This window comes from Roseateles sp. (assembly GCF_047654785.1).
Classification (GTDB): domain Bacteria; phylum Pseudomonadota; class Gammaproteobacteria; order Burkholderiales; family Burkholderiaceae_C; genus Pelomonas.
On record NZ_JASGKQ010000003.1, the window covers coordinates 12,227 to 30,629 of the forward strand.

At 74.4% G+C, this 18,403-nt stretch carries 14 protein-coding genes and 1 tRNA gene; 9 read left to right on the top strand and 6 right to left on the bottom strand.

Translation table 11 applies throughout. The features are described 5' to 3' along the window. Window positions 1–13 precede the first annotated feature (13 nt). Genes pdeM through QM788_RS09185 form a run of 4 tightly spaced genes read right to left on the bottom strand, consistent with a single transcriptional unit; the run spans window position 14 to window position 5,872 of the window. Window positions 14–694, bottom strand: coding sequence for a ligase-associated DNA damage response endonuclease PdeM (gene pdeM, locus QM788_RS09170; protein ID WP_415661190.1), 681 nt, complete (start codon window positions 692–694; stop codon window positions 14–16). After that, window positions 691–3,207 (bottom strand): ligase-associated DNA damage response DEXH box helicase, encoded by a 2,517-nt coding sequence (locus QM788_RS09175; RefSeq protein WP_415661191.1) that lies wholly within the window; start codon window positions 3,205–3,207, stop codon window positions 691–693. The genes pdeM and QM788_RS09175 overlap by 4 nt, the downstream gene beginning before the upstream one ends. Then, window positions 3,204–4,847 (bottom strand): ATP-dependent DNA ligase, encoded by a 1,644-nt coding sequence (locus QM788_RS09180; RefSeq protein ID WP_415661192.1) that lies wholly within the window; start codon window positions 4,845–4,847, stop codon window positions 3,204–3,206. Before QM788_RS09180 ends, QM788_RS09175 begins: the two co-directional genes overlap by 4 nt. Then, the gene (locus QM788_RS09185) at window positions 4,844–5,872 is read right to left on the bottom strand and encodes a ligase-associated DNA damage response exonuclease (protein WP_415661193.1); all 1,029 of its coding nucleotides are present in this window, start codon (window positions 5,870–5,872) and stop codon (window positions 4,844–4,846) included. Before QM788_RS09185 ends, QM788_RS09180 begins: the two co-directional genes overlap by 4 nt. Window positions 5,873–6,016: 144 nt before the next feature. Here QM788_RS09185 and QM788_RS09190 point away from each other — a divergent pair. Then, window positions 6,017–6,093 (top strand) — tRNA-Met (locus QM788_RS09190). Window positions 6,094–6,379: 286 nt separating this feature from the next. On the opposite strand, the gene QM788_RS09195 is transcribed toward QM788_RS09190, so the two are convergent. Together QM788_RS09195 and QM788_RS09200 are read right to left on the bottom strand one after the other, a co-directional pair. Continuing rightward, entirely contained in the window at window positions 6,380–6,682 is a 303-nt protein-coding gene (locus QM788_RS09195) for a type II toxin-antitoxin system RelE/ParE family toxin (protein WP_415661194.1), read from the bottom strand. Next, on the bottom strand, window positions 6,679–6,909 hold the full coding sequence (locus QM788_RS09200; protein ID WP_415661195.1) for an addiction module protein: 231 nt from the start codon (window positions 6,907–6,909) through the stop codon (window positions 6,679–6,681). Before QM788_RS09200 ends, QM788_RS09195 begins: the two co-directional genes overlap by 4 nt. 186 nt (window positions 6,910–7,095) lie before the next feature. On the opposite strand from QM788_RS09200, the gene dgoD reads away from it, so the two are divergent. The 8 genes from dgoD (at window position 7,096) to araG (ending at window position 18,380) form a co-directional block, all read left to right on the top strand. Then, the gene (gene dgoD / locus QM788_RS09205; protein ID WP_415661196.1) at window positions 7,096–8,244 is read left to right on the top strand and encodes a galactonate dehydratase; all 1,149 of its coding nucleotides are present in this window, start codon (window positions 7,096–7,098) and stop codon (window positions 8,242–8,244) included. Further along, window positions 8,244–9,155, top strand: coding sequence for a 2-dehydro-3-deoxygalactonokinase (locus QM788_RS09210; RefSeq protein WP_415661197.1), 912 nt, complete (start codon window positions 8,244–8,246; stop codon window positions 9,153–9,155). Before dgoD ends, QM788_RS09210 begins: the two co-directional genes overlap by 1 nt. Beyond that, window positions 9,149–9,766, top strand: a complete 618-nt coding sequence (locus tag QM788_RS09215) for a 2-dehydro-3-deoxy-6-phosphogalactonate aldolase (RefSeq protein ID WP_415661198.1) — start codon at window positions 9,149–9,151, stop codon at window positions 9,764–9,766. Before QM788_RS09210 ends, QM788_RS09215 begins: the two co-directional genes overlap by 7 nt. A 47-nt stretch (window positions 9,767–9,813) precedes the next feature. Further along, window positions 9,814–12,210: a beta-galactosidase gene (locus QM788_RS09220; RefSeq protein WP_415661199.1), complete on the top strand. Its 2,397-nt coding sequence runs from the start codon at window positions 9,814–9,816 to the stop codon at window positions 12,208–12,210. Window positions 12,211–12,341: 131 nt separating this feature from the next. Next, the gene (locus tag QM788_RS09225) at window positions 12,342–14,978 is read left to right on the top strand and encodes a TonB-dependent receptor (protein ID WP_415661200.1); all 2,637 of its coding nucleotides are present in this window, start codon (window positions 12,342–12,344) and stop codon (window positions 14,976–14,978) included. Further along, window positions 14,978–15,889 (top strand): SMP-30/gluconolactonase/LRE family protein, encoded by a 912-nt coding sequence (locus QM788_RS09230; RefSeq protein WP_415661201.1) that lies wholly within the window; start codon window positions 14,978–14,980, stop codon window positions 15,887–15,889. Before QM788_RS09225 ends, QM788_RS09230 begins: the two co-directional genes overlap by 1 nt. Next, window positions 15,886–16,872, top strand: coding sequence for an arabinose ABC transporter substrate-binding protein (locus QM788_RS09235; protein ID WP_415661202.1), 987 nt, complete (start codon window positions 15,886–15,888; stop codon window positions 16,870–16,872). The genes QM788_RS09230 and QM788_RS09235 overlap by 4 nt, the downstream gene beginning before the upstream one ends. After that, window positions 16,869–18,380, top strand: coding sequence for an L-arabinose ABC transporter ATP-binding protein AraG (gene araG / locus QM788_RS09240; protein ID WP_415662964.1), 1,512 nt, complete (start codon window positions 16,869–16,871; stop codon window positions 18,378–18,380). The genes QM788_RS09235 and araG overlap by 4 nt, the downstream gene beginning before the upstream one ends. The last annotated feature ends 23 nt before the right edge of the window (window positions 18,381–18,403 follow it).

Here is an 18,403-nt window from a genome sequence, read left to right on the forward strand (position 1 = left end):
GCCGCGTCACCCGTCAATGAGCGCTGCGCAGACGTTTGCGCGGCAGCGGCAGCCAATGCACCCGGCCCTCGCCCAGCACCGCGACCTCGGCGCCGTCGCGCGCCAGGTCGGCCGGCCTCAGCGTGAGCGCGCCGGTCAGGCCGCCGAACGCGGGCAGCACCAGCGCATGCGGATAGCGCACGAAGCATGGCCGGCGCAGCCGGTCGCCCGCGCGGCTGCCCAGTGACACGGCGGGGTGCCAGTGCCCCGCCAGCGTGAAGCCCGGCGTGCCCGGCGGCGGCGGCTCGTGCGCCGCCGTCAGCGGGCCCAGCGGCCAGGCCGGGCCGGCCACCTGCAGCGGCAGCTCCGGTGCCTGCAGGCGCCGGTCGTGGTTGCCCGGCACCAGCACCGTGCTGACGCGCCGCGCGAACGCGCGGACGTCCGCCAGCAGTGCCGGAGTCAGCCCGTCGGCGCCGTGCCAGAAGTCCCCCAGCACCACCAGCCGCGCGGCGCCGTGCGCGGCGACCAGCGCCTCCAGCCGGGCCAGCGTGCGCGCGCTGCTGCCGGCGGGCACGGCCTGGCCCCGGGCGCGGAAGGCGGCGCCCTTGCCCAGGTGCAGGTCGGCCGCGAACAGCGTGCGCGCGCCGGGCCACCACACGGCGCCCTCGGGCAGCAGCCACAGCGTCTCGCCGGCGGCGGTGATGCCCAGGCTCATCGCCGCCTCCGCCGCCGCGTGCCGCCGGAGGCGGCCGGTTCGCGCTCCTGGCCGAACGCCAGCCGCTCGCCGACGTCCGGTGGCGCCGTGCCGCCGGCGGCCGCCTCCAGCTCGCCCAGCATGCGCGTGAGCCGCTGCGCGAGCGACTCGGTGCTGACCCGCTCGCGCAGCATCTCCACCACCAGCGGGAAGGCCAGCGGCGAGCTGCGCGCGAGCGGCCGCAACGCCAGCGGCAGCGCCGCCAGCCGGTCCAGCGTGCGGGCCAGCGCGTCCACGTCCAGTTCGGCCGACAGCAGTTCCTCTTCCGCCTGCCGCAGCAGCCGGTTGCCCGGGTCGTGCTGGCGGAACACGTCGAAGTAGAGCGACGCCGAGGCCTGCAGCTGCCGCTGACTGCGCGCCTCGCCGGGGTGGCTCTGGAAGACCAGCCCCGCGATGCGTGCGATCTGCCGGAAGCGCCGCCGCGCCAGCTCGCCGGCGTTCAGGCTGGCCAGCACCTCGTCGCGCAAGGCCGCGCGGCTCACCGCGGCCAGCAGCGCCGGCAGCCGCGTGGCCCAGTCGACCGCGGTGGCGCTGAGCAGCTCCAGGCCGTAGTCGTTGACGGCCACCGTGAACGTGGCCGGCGTGTCGCGCGCCACGCGCCAGGCCAGCAGCGACGCCAGGCCCAGGTGCACCGTGCGGCCGGCGAACGGGTACAGGAACAGGTGGAAGCCCTCCGGCGACCGCTGCACCTCGGCCAGCAGCGCGTGCGGTCCGGGCAGCGCGGACCAGGCGGCCTGCAGCCTCAGCAACGGCGCGGCGCAGCGCATCTCCCGGTCGGCGTAGCGGCCGTGGGCGGCCTGGTCGAAGCGCGCCAGCATCGCCTCGGCCAGGGTGTCGGACAGCGGGAACTGCCCGCCGCTCCAGCGCGGCAAGAGCGCGCGGCCCGGCGGGGCCAGGCGCACATGGGCCGTCAGGCCTTCCGTGCGCACCAGCTCCAGCGCCCGGCCGCCGAGCAGGAACACGTCGCCTGGCTTCAGCCGCGCGATGAAGCGCTCCTCCACGGTGGCCAGCCGGGCGCCGCCCAGGAACTGCACCTGCATCACCGCGTCCGACACGATGGTGCCGATGTTGCTGCGGTGCCGCCGCGCCAGCCGCGCGTCGGGCACGCGCCACACGCCCTCGGCATCGGGCACCACGCGCTGGAAATCGGGGTAGGCGCGCAGGCTCTCGCCGCCGTGGCGCACGAAGGCCAGCGCCCATTGCCAGGCGTCGTCGGCCAGGTGGCGGTAGGACGGCGCCGTGCGCACCTCGGCCAGCAGCTCGGCGGGCCGGACGCCGCCGCCCAGCGCCACGGTGACGAGGTGCTGCACCAGCACGTCCAGCGGCGCCTCGGGCGGGCGGCGCGGCTCGACATGGCCGGCCCGCACCGCGGCGCGCAGTGTCGAGGCCTCGATGATCTCCAGGCTGTGCGTGGGCACCAGGGTCACGCGCGATGCGCGGCCCGGCGCATGGCCGCTGCGGCCGGCGCGCTGCAGCAGCCGCGCCACGCCCTTGGCGGAGCCGATCTGCAGCACCTGCTCCACCGGCAGGAAGTCCACGCCCAGGTCCAGGCTGGCGGTGCAGACGACGGCCTTGAGCCGCCCGGCCTTTATCGCCGCCTCGACCCAGCGGCGCGGCGCCGCGTCCAGGGAACCGTGGTGCAGCGCGGCCAGCCCGGCCCAGTCGGGCCGCGCGTCCAGCAGCGCCTGGAACCAGCGCTCGCTCTGCGCGCGGGTGTTCGTGAACACCAGCGTGCTGGCCGCGGCGTCGATCCGCGCGACCACGCCCGGCAGCATCGCCAGGCCCATGTGGCCGGCCCACGCGAAGCGCTCGATGCGCGGCGGCAGCAGCGTGTCGATGGCGACCGGCTTGCCTCGCGCGCCGCGCACCAGCACGGCATCGGGCGCCAGCGTGTCGCGCGCTTCGTCGAGCTTGGCCAGCGTCGCGGACAGGCCCCAGGTCATCAGCGCCGGGTGCCAGCGGCGCAGCCGGGCCAGCGCCAGCTGCACCTGCACGCCGCGCTTGCTGCCCAGCAGCTCGTGCCATTCGTCGACCACGACCAGGCGCACGCGCCGCAGCGCGTCCGGCGCGTCGGCGCGGGAGAGCATCAGGCTCAGCGACTCGGGCGTGGTGACGAGGGCCGTGGGCCAGCGGCGCTGCTGCGCGGCGCGCTCGGTGGACGGCGTGTCGCCGGTGCGGGCGGCCAGCGTCCAGGCGGGCGCGAGCGTGGCGGCGGCGTCCTGCAGCGCGAGCAGCGTGTCGTGGCCGAGCGCACGCATCGGCGTGACCCAGAGCACGGTCAGCGGATCGTCCTGGCCGCCCCAGGCCTGCAGCGCGCCGAGCCAGACGGCCAGGGTCTTGCCGGCCCCGGTGCTCGCATGCAGCAGGCCCGAGCGGCCGGCGGCGATGTGCCGCCAGACGGCGCGCTGGAACGCGAAGGCCCGCCAGCCCCGGCCGGCCAGCCAGCGGGCGGCCGGGGCGGCGGCCCGCGTCACGCCGCCCCCGCCATCAGCGCCCGCAGCGAGGCCAGCGTGTCCGCCTGCCACGGCGGCTTGTCCTCGCGCAGCCGCAGCATCCGCGGGAACCGCACCGCGATGCCGCTCTTGTGCCGCGTGCTCGCCTGCAGGCCCTCGAAGCCCAGCTCGAACACCAGCGACGGCCGCACCCGCCGCACCGGCCCGAACTTCTCCACCGTGGTCTTGCGGATCACCCGGTCCACGGCCCGGATCTCCTCGTCCGTCAGGCCCGAATAGGCTTTGGCGAACGGCACCAGCGCCAGCTCGCCGCCCGGCGCGGCCAGCGCCGCCTCGGCCTCCGCGGCGTCCACCGGGGCGCGGCTCCACACCGCGAAGCTGTAGTCGGTGTACAGATTGGCCCGCCGCCCGTGCCCCGCCTGCGCGTAGACCAGCACCGCGTCCACGCTCAGCGGCGCCACCTTCCACTTCCACCACGCCTGGCCCGTGCGGCCGATGCCGTAGGGCGACTCGCGGTGCTTCAGCATCAGCCCTTCCACGCGCCGCTCCCGCGCGCCGTCGCGCGCCGCGGCCAGGCCCGCCCAGTCGCCGTGCGCCAGCACGGGCGAGGCCGCCACGCCCAGCCGCTCCAGCCGGGCCCGCCGCGCCTGCAGCGGCTCCGCGCGGCGGTCCACGCCGTCGCTCTCCAGCAGGTCGTAGGCCAGCAGCCGCACCGGCGCGTCCCTGAGGACGGCCGGGGACGGCCGGGTGCGGCCGATGCGCTTCTGCAGCAGCGCGAACGGCGCCGGCACGGCCTCGCCCGGCCGCCAGGCGAGCAGCTCGCCGTCGACCACCGTGCCGTCCGGCCAGGCGCCCGCCTCCCGCGCGACCTCGGGGAAGCGCTCCGTCACCAGCTCCTCGCCGCGCGACCAGATCCACACCTGGCCGTCGCGCTTCACCACCTGCGCGCGGATGCCGTCGTACTTCCACTCCGCCAGCCAGTCGCCGCGCGCGCCCAGGGCCGCCGGCTCGCCCTGCAGCGGCTGCGCGAGGAAGAACGGGTAGGGCCGGCCGCCGCGCGCGCCGCCGGCGTCGTCCCGCAGCAGCGCCAGGAAGCGCTCGGCGGTGGGCGGCGTGTCGATGTCGGTGTAGCCCATCATGCGCTGCGCGATGCCCGCCGCGTCGGCGCCGGACCACTCGGCCAGCGCGCGCTGCACCAGCAGCCTGCTGACGCCGACGCGGAAGCCGCCACCCACCAGCTTGACGAACATGAAGCGCTCGTCCGCCGACAGCCCGCGCCACGCGGCCAGCACCGCGTCGCGGCGGGCCGCCGCGTCCAGCGCGCGCAGCGGCAGGATGCGCCGTGTCATCCAGTCGGCCAGAGGCGCGTCCAGCCGGTCCTCGGGGTCGGGCAGCACGTAGGCGATGGCCTCGGCCAGGTCGCCGGTGGCCGCGTAGCCCGCCTCGAACAGCCAGGCCGGCAGCCCCGCCGCCTCGCAGGCCAGCGCGCGCAACTCGGCCGTGGGCACCGCGCGGCGCGGGCGGCCGCCGGCCAGCAGGTAGGTGGCCCAGGCCGCGTCGCGCGGCGGCGCGTCGGCCAGGTAGCGCTTCAGCGCCGCCACCTTGGCCAGCGTGGACGTGCTCGCGTCCAGCGCGAGGTACAGCGCGACGAAGCGCTTCACGCCCCGTCCTCCACGCCGTGCGCCTCGTCGCCGAACTCCGTCGCGAAGGCCTCGGCCCGCAGGCCCAGCTCGGTGAGGTGGCGCACCAGCGCGCCCTCGTCGCCATGCGTGACGATGACGCGCGGCGCGCCGGTCGCGCGGATCGCGCCCAGCAGCCCCGGCCAGTCCGCGTGGTCGCTGAACACGAAGCCGCGGTCCACGCCGCGGCGCCGGCGCGCGCCGCGCAGCCGCATCCAGCCGCTGGCGAACGCATCGCCGTGCGCACCCAGCGCCTGCGCCCAGCGGCTGCCCTGCACGGCCGGCGGCGCGATCACCAGCGCGCCGCGCAGCGCCTTGAAGTCCGTCTCCGGCGTCACCGCGGCGACCTCCGGCAGCGCCACGCCGGCCGCGCGGTAGGCCGCGTTCAGCCGCGCGACGGCGCCATGCACCCGCACCGGCCCGGGCGCGTCGCCCGTGGCCAGGCCCGCGACCAGCCGCTGCGCCTTGCCCAGGCTGTAGCCCATCAGCAGCGCGTGCCGGCCCTGGGCGGCGCAGTCGGCCCACCAGGCGCGCATCTCGGCCAGCACCTCGGCCTGCGGCGCCCAGCGGTAGATGGGCAGGCCGAAGGTGCTCTCGGTGACGAACACGTCGCAGCGCACCGGCTCGAACGGCGCGCAGGTGGCGTTGCGGTCGCCCGCGCCGCTGACGAAGTAGTCGCCCGCCACCACCCACACCTCGCCGCGGTGCTCGATGCGCACCTGCGCCGAGCCCAGCACATGGCCGGCCGGGTGCAGGCTCAGCGTCACACCGCCGATGCGGCGCGCCTCGCCGTAGGCCAGGCCCTCCAGCGCCGCGCCGTCGCCCAGCCGCGCGCGCATCAGGCCCAGCCCGTCGCGCTGCGCGAGGTAGGCGGCGTGGCCGGGCCGGCAGTGGTCTGCGTGCGCATGCGTGATGACGGCGCGGTCCACCGGCAACCACGGGTCGATGTAGAAGCCGCCGGGCTCGCAGAAGAGCCCCTGCGGCCGGCGCGTGACCAGATCGGGCATCGCCGCAGTGTCTGCCCAAGCCCTGGCGCGCCCGTGTAGGTCACATCCGCATTGCGCGACTGTGGGCTCCGGCCCCGGCAAGGGGCGGCCGGCTCGCACGATTTGCACAACGTCCGAAATCCGTGCTACACTGCCAGCTTCAGTCGCGGGGTGGAGCAGTCTGGTAGCTCGTTGGGCTCATAACCCAAAGGTCGTCGGTTCAAATCCGGCCCCCGCAACCAATACCGGAGACCCGTTGAGTGCCAGTCGCTCAGCGGGTTTTTCCATTTCGGCCCAGGTCGCGCCCGTGTCGGCGTCGCGCCCGATCAGCATCGGGCCGAACATGTCGGCCAGCGGCGCGCGGGTGCAGTTCCAGCACTTGGCGCCGGTAGCGCGCCAACACGTCGTCGATGACCTGGCGCGGGCCGACCTCGGCCTGGCTGATCGAGGTGAGCCGGCCGCGCCGACACGTTCTACCCTGACCCCATCGCCGGCATGGGGTAGCGCCGGCTGCACGTCTTGCAAGTGCTATGCGCCGCCGGTACTGGGCCGCGCAACGGGGTCTCGGTGCTGGTGGAGGCACGACAGCACGCTGATGACCTCGCCGTCCACGACGTAGAACAGCGAGTAGGGGAAGCGGCGCAGGTTGGCCCGGTGGATGGCTGGATCGACCTCGGGGTAGAGCAGCGGGTTCAACCGGATGAACTGCTCGACGCGCTCCAGCTCAGCGAGGGAGGCGTCGCCCTGGCGGATGGTCGGCTGGTCGTACCACGCGAAGGCGTCGGCGATCTCGGCCTCGGCCCGAGGCTTGAACACCAGGCTGAAGCTCATGCGCGGGCGCCGAGCAGCTTGGTCTTCAGTTCCTGCAGGGTGACGCCGGGCTCGCCGGGGTTGGCCCGATGGTGGGCCAGGCGCGCGCGCAACTCGGTGCGCTGGGCGTCGGTGAGCTGGTGCGGGCCGTCCGCGTCGGCTTCGGCGCTGGCGATCAGGGCCTCGCCCAGCGCGCGCTTCTCAGCGGGGCTCAGCTGGATCAGCTCATCGGCGAGTTGTGCGCGCATGGGTCGGATGTTAGCCCGCACGACATTCTGTTGGCATCCCCGGGGATCGGGAAGTCGAGGCGTCTGCGTTTCGGCGCGAGTGGCCGGTCTCTATATCAACTGCATATAGAAGAAGCGGAAGAATCAATATTTCCCGAGGGGCTCGGCCTCCTAAGCTGTGGACGTTCCTGAACCAGGCCTGCGCTCATGCGAATCACGAAGCTGACGACCTACCGCGTCCCTCCCCGGTGGATGTTCCTGAAGATCGAGACTGACGAGGGCGTCGTCGGCTGGGGCGAGCCGGTCATCGAGGGGCGGGCGCGCACCGTCGAGGCTGCCGTGCACGAGCTGTCGGCCTACCTGGTGGGGCAGGACCCGTCCCGCATCAACGACCTCTGGCAGGTCATGTACCGGGCCGGCTTCTACCGCGGCGGCCCGATCCTGATGAGCGCCATCGCCGGCGTCGACCAGGCGCTGTGGGACATCAAGGGCAAGGTCATGGGCCAGCCCGTGTACGAGCTGCTGGGCGGCCTGGTGCGTGACCGGATGAAGGTGTATTCCTGGGTTGGCGGCGACCGGCCGGCCGACGTCATCCGCGACATCCAGCGGCTGCGCGAGGGCGGCTTCGACACCTTCAAGATGAACGGCACCGAGGAGCTCGGCCTCGTCGACAGCGCGCGCAAGATCGACGAGGCGGTGGCCCGCATCGCCGAGATCCGCGCGGCCTTCGGCCACGACATCGAGTTCGGCATCGACTTCCACGGCCGCGTCGCCGCGCCGATGGCCAAGCCGCTGCTGAAGGCGCTGGAGCCCTACCGCCCGCTGTTCGTCGAGGAGCCGGTGCTGGCCGAGCAGGCCGAGTACTACCCGCGCCTGGCCGAGCAGACCGCCATCCCGCTGGCGGCCGGCGAGCGCATGTTCTCGCGCTTCGACTTCAAGCGCGTGTTCCAGGCCGGCGGCATCGCCATCGTGCAGCCCGACCTGTCGCACGCCGGGGGCATCACCGAGTGCTTCAAGATCGCCGGCATGGCCGAGGCGCACGACGTGGCGCTGGCGCCGCACTGCCCGCTGGGCCCGGTGGCGCTGGCCGCCTGCCTGGCGGTGGACTTCGTGTCGCACAACGCGGTGCTGCAGGAGCAGAGCATGGGCATCCACTACAACCAGGGCGCCGAGCTGCTGGACTTCGTCAAGAACGCGGACGACTTCCGCATCGAAGGCGGCTTCATCAACCCGCTGCGCAAGCCGGGCCTGGGCGTCGAGATGGACGAAGAGCGCGTCATCGAGGCCAGCAGGAACGCGCCCGACTGGCGCAACCCGGTCTGGCGCCACGCCGACGGCAGCGTCGCCGAATGGTGATGGGCGCGGCCCGCCTGATCGCGCTGGACTGGGGCAGCACGCGGCTGCGCGCCTTTCTGCTGGGCGACGGCGGCGAGGTGCTGGCCACGCGCCAGTCCGGCGACGGCGCGGCCACGCTGAGCGGCGCCGAGGCCTATGCCCGCGCGCTGGCCGCGCTGGTCGGCGACTGGCGGGCCGAGCGCCCCGGCGTGAAGCTGCTGGCCTGCGGCATGGTCGGCAGCCAGTACGGCTGGCGCGAGGCGCCCTATGTGCGCTGCCCGGCCGACGCCGCGGCGCTGGCGGCCCGGGTGCTGCCGCTGGACGAGCGCTTCAGCATCGTCCCCGGCCTCGTCGACGACGCGGCCCGGCCCGACGTCATGCGCGGCGAGGAGACGCAGATCGTCGGCGCGCTGGCGCTGCACCCGGAACTCGCGGACGACGCGGTGCTGGTGCTGCCCGGCACGCATGCCAAGTGGGCGCGCGTGCAGGGCGGCCGCGTGACGGGCTTCGCGACGCACATGACCGGCGAGCTGTTCGCGCTGCTGCGCCAGCACTCGGTGCTGAACCGCCTGATGCCCGCCGACGGCAGCTCGCCGGCGTCGCCCGAGGCCTTCCTGCAGGGCGTGGCGGCCGCGGCGGAAGAGGGCGGCCTCGGCCATCAGCTCTTTGCCGTGCGCACGCTGGGCCTGTTCCAGCGGCTGGCGTCCGAGCAGCTGCCCGACTACCTGTCCGGCCTGCTGATCGGCCACGAGATCACCCGCGAGCTGCGGGCCGCGGCGCCGCGCATCGCGCTGGTCGGCGACCCGGCGCTGTGCGCGCGCTATGCGCGGGCGCTGGCTCACCTCGGCCGGCCCGCGCCGCTGCAGCTCGACAACACCGCGCCCGCCGGCCTGTGGCGGCTGGCGCACACGATGGACCCGACCCGATGCTGAACGCCGCCCTGCAAGCCCTGTCCCTCGTCGCCATCCTGCGCGGCGTCAAGCCCGAGGAGGTGGAGGCCATCGCCGACGTGCTGCACGCCGAGGGCTTCCGCGTCATCGAGGTGCCGCTGAACTCGCCCGGCGCGCTGGACTCCATCGCCCGCCTGGCGCGCCGCATGCCGGCCGGCACCGTCGTCGGCGCCGGCACCGTGCTGAGCGCGCAGGCCGTGGCCGACGTGGCCGCGGCGGGCGGCCAGCTCATCGTCATGCCGCACGCCGACGTGGACGTGATCCGCGCGGCCAAGGCGCGCGGCCTGTTCTGCGTGCCGGGCGCGGCGACGCCGACCGAGGCCTTCGCCGCCGCCGCCGCCGGGGCCGACGCGGTCAAGCTCTTTCCGGCCGAACTCGTGACGCCCGCCGTGCTGAAGGCGATGCGCGCGGTGCTGCCGCGCGAGCTGCGCCTGCTGCCGGTGGGCGGCATCACGCCCGGCGGCATGGATCCGTTCATGAAGGCCGGCGCCAGCGGCTTCGGGCTGGGCTCGGCGCTGTATGCGCCGGGCCTGTCGGCGGCCGAGGTCGGCGAGCGGGCGCGCGCCTTCGTGCGCGCCTGGCGCGCGTACTGAACCGCGGCTCCGGGCCGCAAGAAAAGACCAGACTTCCTGGAGACAAGATGACCCGCATCCGCTCGCTGGGCGCGGCGCTGCTGCTGGCCGTGCTCGGCACGGCCGCAGGCGCCGACACCCTCCGGCTCGACGCCCGCGCGGCGCCGCCCGCGCCGCAAACCGGCCACCTGCAGCTGGGCGCGGCGCGCTCGCCGCAGGGCGGCACGCTGGCGGCCAACAGCCAGTACCTGCTGCTGGACGGGCGGCCCTGGCTGCCGGTCATGGGCGAGTACCACTACAGCCGCGCGCCGGCCGCGCAGTGGGAGACGCAGCTGCGGCTGATGAAGGCATCGGGCCTGGACGTCGTCGCCAGCTATGTGTTCTGGAACCACCACCAGGCGCAGCCCGGCGCGTTCGACTGGCGCGGCAACCGCGACCTGCGCCGCTTCGTGCAGCTGGCGCAGGCCGCCGGCCTGAAGGTCGTCGTGCGGCTGGGGCCGTGGGTACACGGCGAGGCGCGCTACGGTGGCCTCCCGGACTGGGTGGTCGACAAGCTGCCCACGCGCGGCAACGACCCCGAGTACCTGGGCCACGTCGAGGCGCTCTACGCCGAGATCGGCGCGCAGCTCCGGGGCCTGCTGTGGAAGGACGGCGGCCCCGTCATCGGCGTGCAGCTGGAGAATGAGTACAACCTGCGCGGCGCCGGCCGCGGCGAGGCGCACATCCGCGCGCTCAAGGCGCTGGCGCTGCAGGCCGGGCTGGACGTGCCGCTGTACACCGTCACCGGCTGGGACGGCGCGGTCTACCCGTCCGGCGAGGTCCTGCCCGTCTTCGGCGGCTACCCGGACGAGCCCTGGGCCACCAGCACCAAGGAGCTGCCGCCCAAGGAGACGCACGCCTTCCGCTTCGACACCCGCGTCAGCGGCGACCTCGGCGCGCAGACGCGCGCGCACGCGCCCGGCACCGCCGAGACCGACAAGGACCGCGTGCCCTTCCTCGGCGCCGAATACGGCCCCGGCCTGCCGGCCATGTACCGCCGCCGCACGCTGGTCTCGCCGGACGACATCGCCGCCATGCTGCCGGTGCAGCTCGGCTCCGGCGTCAACCTGTTCGGCTACTACATGTTCCACGGCGGCCGCAACCCGGTCGGCCCGGGCGGCGCCGGCCTGGAGGAAAGCACGCTCAGCGGCGGCTACAACGACACGCCGCGCATCAGCTACGACTTCCAGGCGCCGCTCGGCCCGGACGGCCAGCAGCGCCCGGTGCTGGCGCGGCTGCGCCCCTTCCACTACTTCCTGAACGAGTACGGCGCCCGGCTGGCGACCCTGGCCGTGCGCCAGCCCGAGCGCACGCCCGCCACGTCGGCCGACCTGCGCACGCCGCGCTGGTCCGTGCGCAGCCACGGCGACAGCGGCTTCCTGTTCTTCAACAACCACGTGCGCCAGCACGCCCTGCCCGCGCAGGCCGGCGTGCGCTTCGAGCTGCGGCTGCCGGGCGGCACGCTGACGCTGCCCAGCCGGCCGGTGGACATCCCCACCGGCGCCTATTTCATCTGGCCCTTCAACGCCGACCTCGACGGCGTGGCGCTGCGCCACGCGACGGCGCAGCCGGTCACGCGGGTCGATGCCGGCGCGCAGGGCCTGGTCCACGTGTTCATGGCGACGGCGGGCATCCCCGCCGAATTCGCGCTGGACGGCGGCGTGCGCACGCTCACGCCCGGCGCCGCGCTGCACCGCATCGGCAGCCGCGGGGGCCGCGCCGTCAGCGTGCTGCTGCTGGCGCCCGAGCAGGCCGCGCAGCTCAGCGTGCTGGAGCTGGCCGGCCAGCGCCGCCTGGTCTTCAGCGAGCAGCAGGCCTGGGTGGCCGACGGCCGGCTGCAGCTGCGCGGCATCGGCCCGCAGCCGCTGCGCGCGTCGGTCTTCCCGGCGCTGCCCCAGCCGCGCGCGGCCGGCCTGCAGGTGCGCCAGGACGGCCTGCTGCAGCGCCTGGAGATCGCGGCGGCGGGCGAGGGCGCCGGGCCGGCGCTGCAGGTCCGCCCGGTGCGCGCCGCCCGCGACGCGCCCCCGGTGCGCCGGGGCGGCCTGGCCGGCGCGGCCGTGCAGCCCGTGCCCGAGGCCTTCGCCGCCGCGGCGACCTGGGCGCTGCAACTGCCCGAGCCGCTCGCGCCCGATGCCGAGGACCTGCTGCTGGAGCTGGACTTCGTCGGCGACATCGGCCGCTTGTTCGCCGGCACCCGGATGCTGGACGACTGGTACTACAACGGCCAGCGCTGGCAGATCGGCCTGAAGCAGTTCGCGCTCCCGCCCGGCCAGCGGCTGGAGCTCGCCGTGCTGCCGCTGCGCGCCGACGCGCCCGTCTACATCGACGCCGCGCACCGGCCCGCCTTCGCCGCCGGCCAGGCCCAGGTGGCCATGCTGCGCGAGGCCCGGCTGCTGGCCGTGCGGCGCGCGAGCATCGCGCCCTGATCTATATACAAACCGGATAGCCGCTCCCGGTTTTTCGATTAGTGCGGAATGAGGCAGCGCCGTAACTTACGGTTTGCCGGCCCGGAGCCGACCGGGCTTTCGGCCCCCGCCCCAGAACAACAGGAGATCGCATGCCGCTTTGCCGCCACCCCGCCCGCCATCGCCTGGCCCTCGCGGCCGGCCTGCTGGGCGCGCTGCCGGCGCTGGCCCAGCAGGCCGCGCCGGGGGCCGAGTCGCTGGACACCGTCGTCGTCACCGGCATGAAGGCCAGCCTCGGCAAGGCGCAGGACCGGAAGCGCCACGCCGACCAGATCGTCGACGCGATCGTCGCCGACGACATCGGCAAGCTGCCGGACGCCAACGTCGCCGAGGCGCTGCAGCGCATCGCCGGCGTGCAGATCTCGCGCAACCGCGGCGAGGGCGACCGCGTGCAGGTGCGCGGCCTGTCGCAGACGCAGACGCTGCTCAACGGCCGCGCCATCTTCACCGCCGGCAAGGAGCGCGGCCTGTCCTTCCAGGACGTGCCCGCCGAGCTGCTGGCCGGCGCCGACGTCTACAAGACCCCCACGGCCGACCAGGTCGAGGGCGGCATCGCCGGCCTGATCGACCTGCGCACCCGCAAGCCCTTCGATTTCACCGGCGCCAAGCTCGCCGCGACCGTCAAGAGCAGCTACGCCGACCTGGCCGGCCGGCGCAAGCTCGAAGGCTCCGTGCTCGCCAGCCAGCGCTGGGAGCTCGGCGGCGGCCGGCAGTTCGGCGCGCTGGTCAGCCTGGCCAGGCAGCAGCGCGCCTACCGCGCCGACACGCAGGAGCTGGGCGCGCCGGCCCAGCTGGCCGACGGCTCCGGCCCCTACGCGCCCACCGGCGTGTGGAACGCCTACGAGCTGGGCGCGCGCGAGCGCACCGGCGCCACCGTCGCGCTGCAATACCGCCCCGACCGCGACACCGAGTACGCGCTGGACGTTCACCACACGCGCCTGAAGACGCAGACCGACACCTACGGCTTCTACGCCTCGCCGTTCTGGGCCAACTGGAGCGCGGCGACCAACCTCGGCGCGCTATGGCCCAACGGCGTGGTCACGACGGACGCCCAGGGCAAGCTCGCCCGGGGCGCGTTCTGGGGCGCCAGCATGAGCACCTCGGCCTTCGTCGCCGACAACGACACCCGGACCACGCAGGCCGCCGTCAGCGGCAAGTGGCGCCTGGACGCATGGACGCTCAAGTCCGAGCTGGGCCACACGCGCAGCGACTTCAGCCGCCTCTACCAGGAAGCCCGCCTGGGCGTCTGGACGGACAACCCCGGCTTCGCCTTCGACCTGACGACCCCGCTGCCCTCGGCCCACCCGGTGCTGGCCGGCGCCAGCGACCTGACGACGCCGTCGCAGTACTGGACCGACAAGGCGCTGTATTTCCGCCAGCAGAACCGCGGCCGGGAAACGACCTGGCGCCTGGACGGCGACCGCCGCTTCGACGGCCTGCTGTCGCGCGTGCGCACCGGCCTGCGCCTGTCCGACCGCAAGGCGTCCAGCGCCGAGGTCAACACCCTCGACAACCTGTGGAGCGACGCCGCCCCCGGCCCCGTCGCGGGCGCCGTGCCGGCATGGGCCAGCAAGATCGGCGTCATCGGCCACGGCGACCTGCTGGAGGCCGCCGGGGCCGGCGACACGCCGCGCCAGTGGCTGTCCGTCACCGATCTCGGCTGGCTGCGCGACCCCGCGACCGCGCGCGCCGCGATGGGCCTGGCCGTGCCGGGCCTGGACGCGGCGCAGGCCTTCGACTACCGCGAGAAGACCCAGGCGCTGTACGGCGTGGCCGACTTCGAGCACGAGCTGGGCGGCCTGGCGCTGTCCGGCAACCTGGGCCTGCGCTACGTGCGCACCCAGGGTTCGCGCCGCTACACGACGGCGGCCGGCCTGCCCGAGGCGCTGGCGCGCCGCGACGACGACTGGCTGCCCAGCGCCAACCTGCGCCTGGACCTGAGCGACAAGCTCGTCGCCCGCGTCGGCGCGTCCAGGGTCGTCACCCAGCCGAACTTCGACCAGCTCACGCCCTCGCTCAGCCTCAACGCCAACGACAAGACCGGCTACCTCGGCAACCCGCTGCTCGCCGCGCTGCACGCGCGCCAGCTCGACCTCTCGCTCGAGTACTACCTGGACCGCAGCGACCACGTCTACGCCGCCGCCTTCCACAAGCGCGTGGACGGCTTCCTGCAGACGACGACGCGGCCGCTGGTCTACCAGGGCACGACCTACACCGTCGCCACGCCCGGCAACGGCGAGGACGGCAGCATCAAGGGCCTGGAGATCGGCTACCAGGCCTTCTTCACCGGCCTGCCGGGGGCGCTGCGCGGCCTCGGGCTGCAGGCCAACTACACCTACGTCGACAGCTCGGCGCCCGGCCCCATCGACGGCCAGCAGGCGCCGCTGGAAGGCCTGTCGCGCGACAGCTTCAACGTCGTCGGCATGTACGACCTCGGGCCGCTCGCGCTGCGCCTGGCCTACAACTACCGCAGCGCCTACATCGCCGGCACCAGCAACTACTACCCGGATGGCGGCAGCACCATCGCCCAGACCCCGGTCACGCTGAAGGGCTACGGCATGCTGGACGCCTACGCCAGCTGGGCGCTGACGCCGCAGCTCAAGCTCGCCGTCGAGGCCAACAACCTGACGCGCACGGTGCGCCGCAGCCGCTACGGCATCGGCGACCTGGCCCGCGGCAGCTATGCCGACGACCGCCGCTACGCCGTCAGCCTGCACCTGGAGCTGTGATGAACCCCTCGGGCGCCCTCGAACTCGTGCTGCCGCAGTCCGCCACGCTGGGCGAGGGCCTGCTGTGGCGGGACGGCCGCTGGTGGTGGACCGACATCGAGTCGGCGGCGCTGTACGCCTGGCGCCCGGGCGCGGCCGAGCCGCAGTGCTGCCGCCTGCCCGACCGCCTGGGCAGCTTCGCGCACTGCCGCTCCGGCCGCGTGCTGCTGGGCCTGGCCAAGCGGCTGGCCCTCGCCGTGCTGGGCCCGGAGCTGGCGCTGGCGCAGCTGCAGACGCTGGCGCCGGTGGACGCCGCCGAGCCGCGCACCCGCATCAACGACGGCCGCACCGACCGGCGCGGCTACTTCGTGTTCGGCACGCTGAACGAAGCCGGTGAGAAGCGCCCCATCGGCAGCTTCTACCAGTTCTCGCTGCGGCACGGCCTGCGCCGGCTGGCGCTGCCGGCGGTGGCCATCGCCAACAGCATCTGCTTCAGCGCCGACGGCCGCACGATGTACTTCTGCGACACGCTGTCGCGGCGCATCCAGCAGTGCGACTACGACGCCGAGAGCGCCCAGGTCGGCAACGTCCGCCTGTTCACGCAGATGGACCGCGACGACGCCTGGCCCGACGGCTCGGTCATCGACGCCGAGGGCTGTTTGTGGAACGCGCAGTGGGGCGCCGGCCGCGTGGCGCGCTACGACCCCGACGGCCGGCTGATGGGCGCGTTCAGCGCCCCGGCCGCCCACACCACCTGCCCGGCCCTCGGCGGCGAGGGCCTGGACCGGCTGATGCTCACCAGCGCCCGCGCCGAGCTGGGCCGCGACGCGCTGGCCGCGCAGCCGCTGTCCGGCAGCCTGTTCGGGCTGCGCCTGCCCCGCGCGCTGGGGCTGGCGGACGCCCTGTTCGACGATTCGAAGGAGACCCCATGAACACCCAACGGCGCCTGTGCGGCGCGCTCGCGCTGGCCCTGCTGGCCGCGCCCCTGGCGGCGCGGGCCGCGGAGGCCGTCAAGATCGGCTTCCTGGTCAAGCAGGCCGAGGAGCCCTGGTTCCAGGACGAATGGCGCTTCGCCGAACAGGCGGCCCGGGACAAGGGCTTCACGCTCGTCAAGATCGGCATCCCGAGCGGCGAGAAGATGATGGCCGCGATCGACAACCTGGCCGCGCAGAAGGCCGCCGGCTTCGTGATCTGCGCGCCCGACGTGAAGCTGGGCATGGCCGTGAACCGCGCCGCCAAACGCCACAAGCTCAAGGTCATGTCGGTGGACGACCAACTCGTCGACGGCGCCGGCAAGCCCATCGCCGACATCCCGCACATGGGCATCTCGGGCTACGAGATCGGCAAACAGGTCGGCCAGGGGCTGCTGGCCGAGATCAAGGCGCGCGGCTGGCAGCCCGGCGAGGTCGGCGTGCTGCGCGTCGCCTTCGACCAACTGCCCACCGCCCGCGACCGCACGATGGGCGCCGTGGACGCGCTGAAGGCGGGCGGCGTGCCGGCGGCCAACGTCGTCGACGCGCCGCAGGCCAGGACCGACACCGAGAGCGCCTTCAACGCCGCCAACATCGCGTTCACGAAGAACGCGCGCTTCAAGCGCTGGGTCGCCTTCGGCCTCAACGACGAAGCGGCGCTGGGCGCCGTGCGCGCGGCGGAAGGGCGCGGCATCAAGGCCGACGCGATGCTCGCCATCGGCATCGGCGGCAGCCAGACGGCGCTCAACGAATTCACCAAGCCGACGCCGACCGCCTTCTACGGCACCGTGCTGATCAGCCCCCGCCGCCACGGCTACGAGACCGCCGTGGCCGTGTACGAGTGGGCCACGCAGGGCAAGGCGCCGCCGCCGCTGACGCTGACCAGCGGCACGCTGATGACGCGCAAGAACCAGGCCGAGATCAGAAAGCAGATGGGTCTCTGATGGCCGTCCTGCAGTTCGACGACATCAGCAAGCGCTTCCCCGGCGTCAAGGCGCTGGACGGGGTCAGCTTCGAGGCGCGGCCCGGCCAGGTCATGGGCCTGCTGGGCGAGAACGGCGCCGGCAAGAGCACGCTGCTGAAGATCCTCGGCGGCCAGTACCGGCCCGACGGCGGCCGGCTGCTGATCGACGGCCGCGAGCGCCACTTCGCGTCGGCCGGCGACGCGATCGCGGCCGGCGTGGCCATCATCCACCAGGAACTGCAGTACGTGGCCGAGCTGACCGTGGCCGAGAACGTGCTGCTGGGCCGGCTGCCGACGCGGCTGGGCCTGGTCGACCACCGCGCCGCGCGCCGCCTCGTCGCCGCGCAGCTCGCCGCCATCGGCGTGGACCTGGACCCGGCCGCGCGGCTGTCGCAGCTGTCGATCGCGCAGCGCCAGATGGTCGAGATCTGCAAGGCCGTCATGCAGGACGCCCGCGTCATCGCCTTCGACGAGCCCACCAGCAGCCTGTCGCACCGCGAGACCGAGATCCTGTTCCGCCTCGTCAAGCGCCTGCGCGCGGAAGGCCGCACGCTGATCTACATCTCGCACCGCCTGGAGGAGCTGTACGAGCTCTGCGACGCCTGCACCATCTTCCGCGACGGCCGCCGCATCGCCACGCACGCGGTGATGGCCGAGGTGCCGCGCGAGCGGCTGATCGCCGACATGGTCGGCCGCGAGCTGCAGGACATCTACGACTACCGCCCGCGCCCGCACGGCCCGGTGCGCCTGGAGGCGCGCGGCCTGCGCGGCGCGCGCCTGCCCGAGCCGCTGAGCTTCAGCGTGCGCGGCGGCGAGGTGCTGGGCTTCTTCGGCCTGGTCGGCGCCGGCCGCAGCGAGCTGATGCGGCTGCTCTACGGCGCCGACGCGCGCCGTGGCGGCGAGGTGCGGCTGGACGGCCGCGCGGTGGCCGCCGGCGGGCCGGCCGACGCGATCGCCGCCGGCATCGTGCTGTGCCCGGAGGACCGCAAGGAGCAGGGCATCCTGGCGCACGCCTCGGTGGCCGAGAACATCAACATCAGCTGCCGCCGCCACGGCCTGGCCGGCGGCGTCTTCCTGCGCCACGGCGAGGAGGCCCGGCGCGCCGACGACTTCATCCGCAGGCTGCGCATCAAGACGCCCGGCCGCGGGCAGGAGATCCGCCTGCTGTCCGGCGGCAACCAGCAGAAGGTCATCCTCGCGCGCTGGCTGGCCGAGCCGGGGCTGAAGGTGCTCATCCTCGACGAGCCGACGCGCGGCATCGACGTGGGCGCCAAGAACGAGATCTACAAGATCATCCACGACGTCGCGGCCTCGGGCTGCTGCGTCATCGTCATCTCCAGCGAGCTGCCCGAGGTGCTGGGCATCGCCGACCGCCTGATCGTCATGCGCGACGGCCGCATCAGCGGCGAGCTCGCGCGCGGCGACGCCAGCGAGACGGCCGCGCTCGCGCTGGCCCTGCCCGACGCCCAGGCCCCCGCCCCGCACTGATCCCCGATGAACACGACCTCCCT

Excerpts from the sequence above, each read along its gene's own strand:
- dgoD (WP_415661196.1), top strand. The coding sequence starts at position 7,096 with ATGCGAATCACGAAGCTGACGACCTACCGCGTCCCTCCCCGGTGGATG.
- QM788_RS09215 (WP_415661198.1), top strand. The coding sequence starts at position 9,149 with ATGCTGAACGCCGCCCTGCAAGCCCTGTCCCTCGTCGCCATCCTGCGC.
- QM788_RS09200 (WP_415661195.1), bottom strand. The coding sequence starts at position 6,909 with ATGCGCGCACAACTCGCCGATGAGCTGATCCAGCTGAGCCCCGCTGAG.
- QM788_RS09220 (WP_415661199.1), top strand. The coding sequence starts at position 9,814 with ATGACCCGCATCCGCTCGCTGGGCGCGGCGCTGCTGCTGGCCGTGCTC.
- QM788_RS09230 (WP_415661201.1), top strand. The coding sequence starts at position 14,978 with ATGAACCCCTCGGGCGCCCTCGAACTCGTGCTGCCGCAGTCCGCCACG.
- QM788_RS09210 (WP_415661197.1), top strand. The coding sequence starts at position 8,244 with ATGGGCGCGGCCCGCCTGATCGCGCTGGACTGGGGCAGCACGCGGCTG.
- QM788_RS09195 (WP_415661194.1), bottom strand. The coding sequence starts at position 6,682 with ATGAGCTTCAGCCTGGTGTTCAAGCCTCGGGCCGAGGCCGAGATCGCC.
- QM788_RS09185 (WP_415661193.1), bottom strand. The coding sequence starts at position 5,872 with ATGCCCGATCTGGTCACGCGCCGGCCGCAGGGGCTCTTCTGCGAGCCC.
- pdeM (WP_415661190.1), bottom strand. The coding sequence starts at position 694 with ATGAGCCTGGGCATCACCGCCGCCGGCGAGACGCTGTGGCTGCTGCCC.
- QM788_RS09225 (WP_415661200.1), top strand. The coding sequence starts at position 12,342 with ATGCCGCTTTGCCGCCACCCCGCCCGCCATCGCCTGGCCCTCGCGGCC.
- QM788_RS09235 (WP_415661202.1), top strand. The coding sequence starts at position 15,886 with ATGAACACCCAACGGCGCCTGTGCGGCGCGCTCGCGCTGGCCCTGCTG.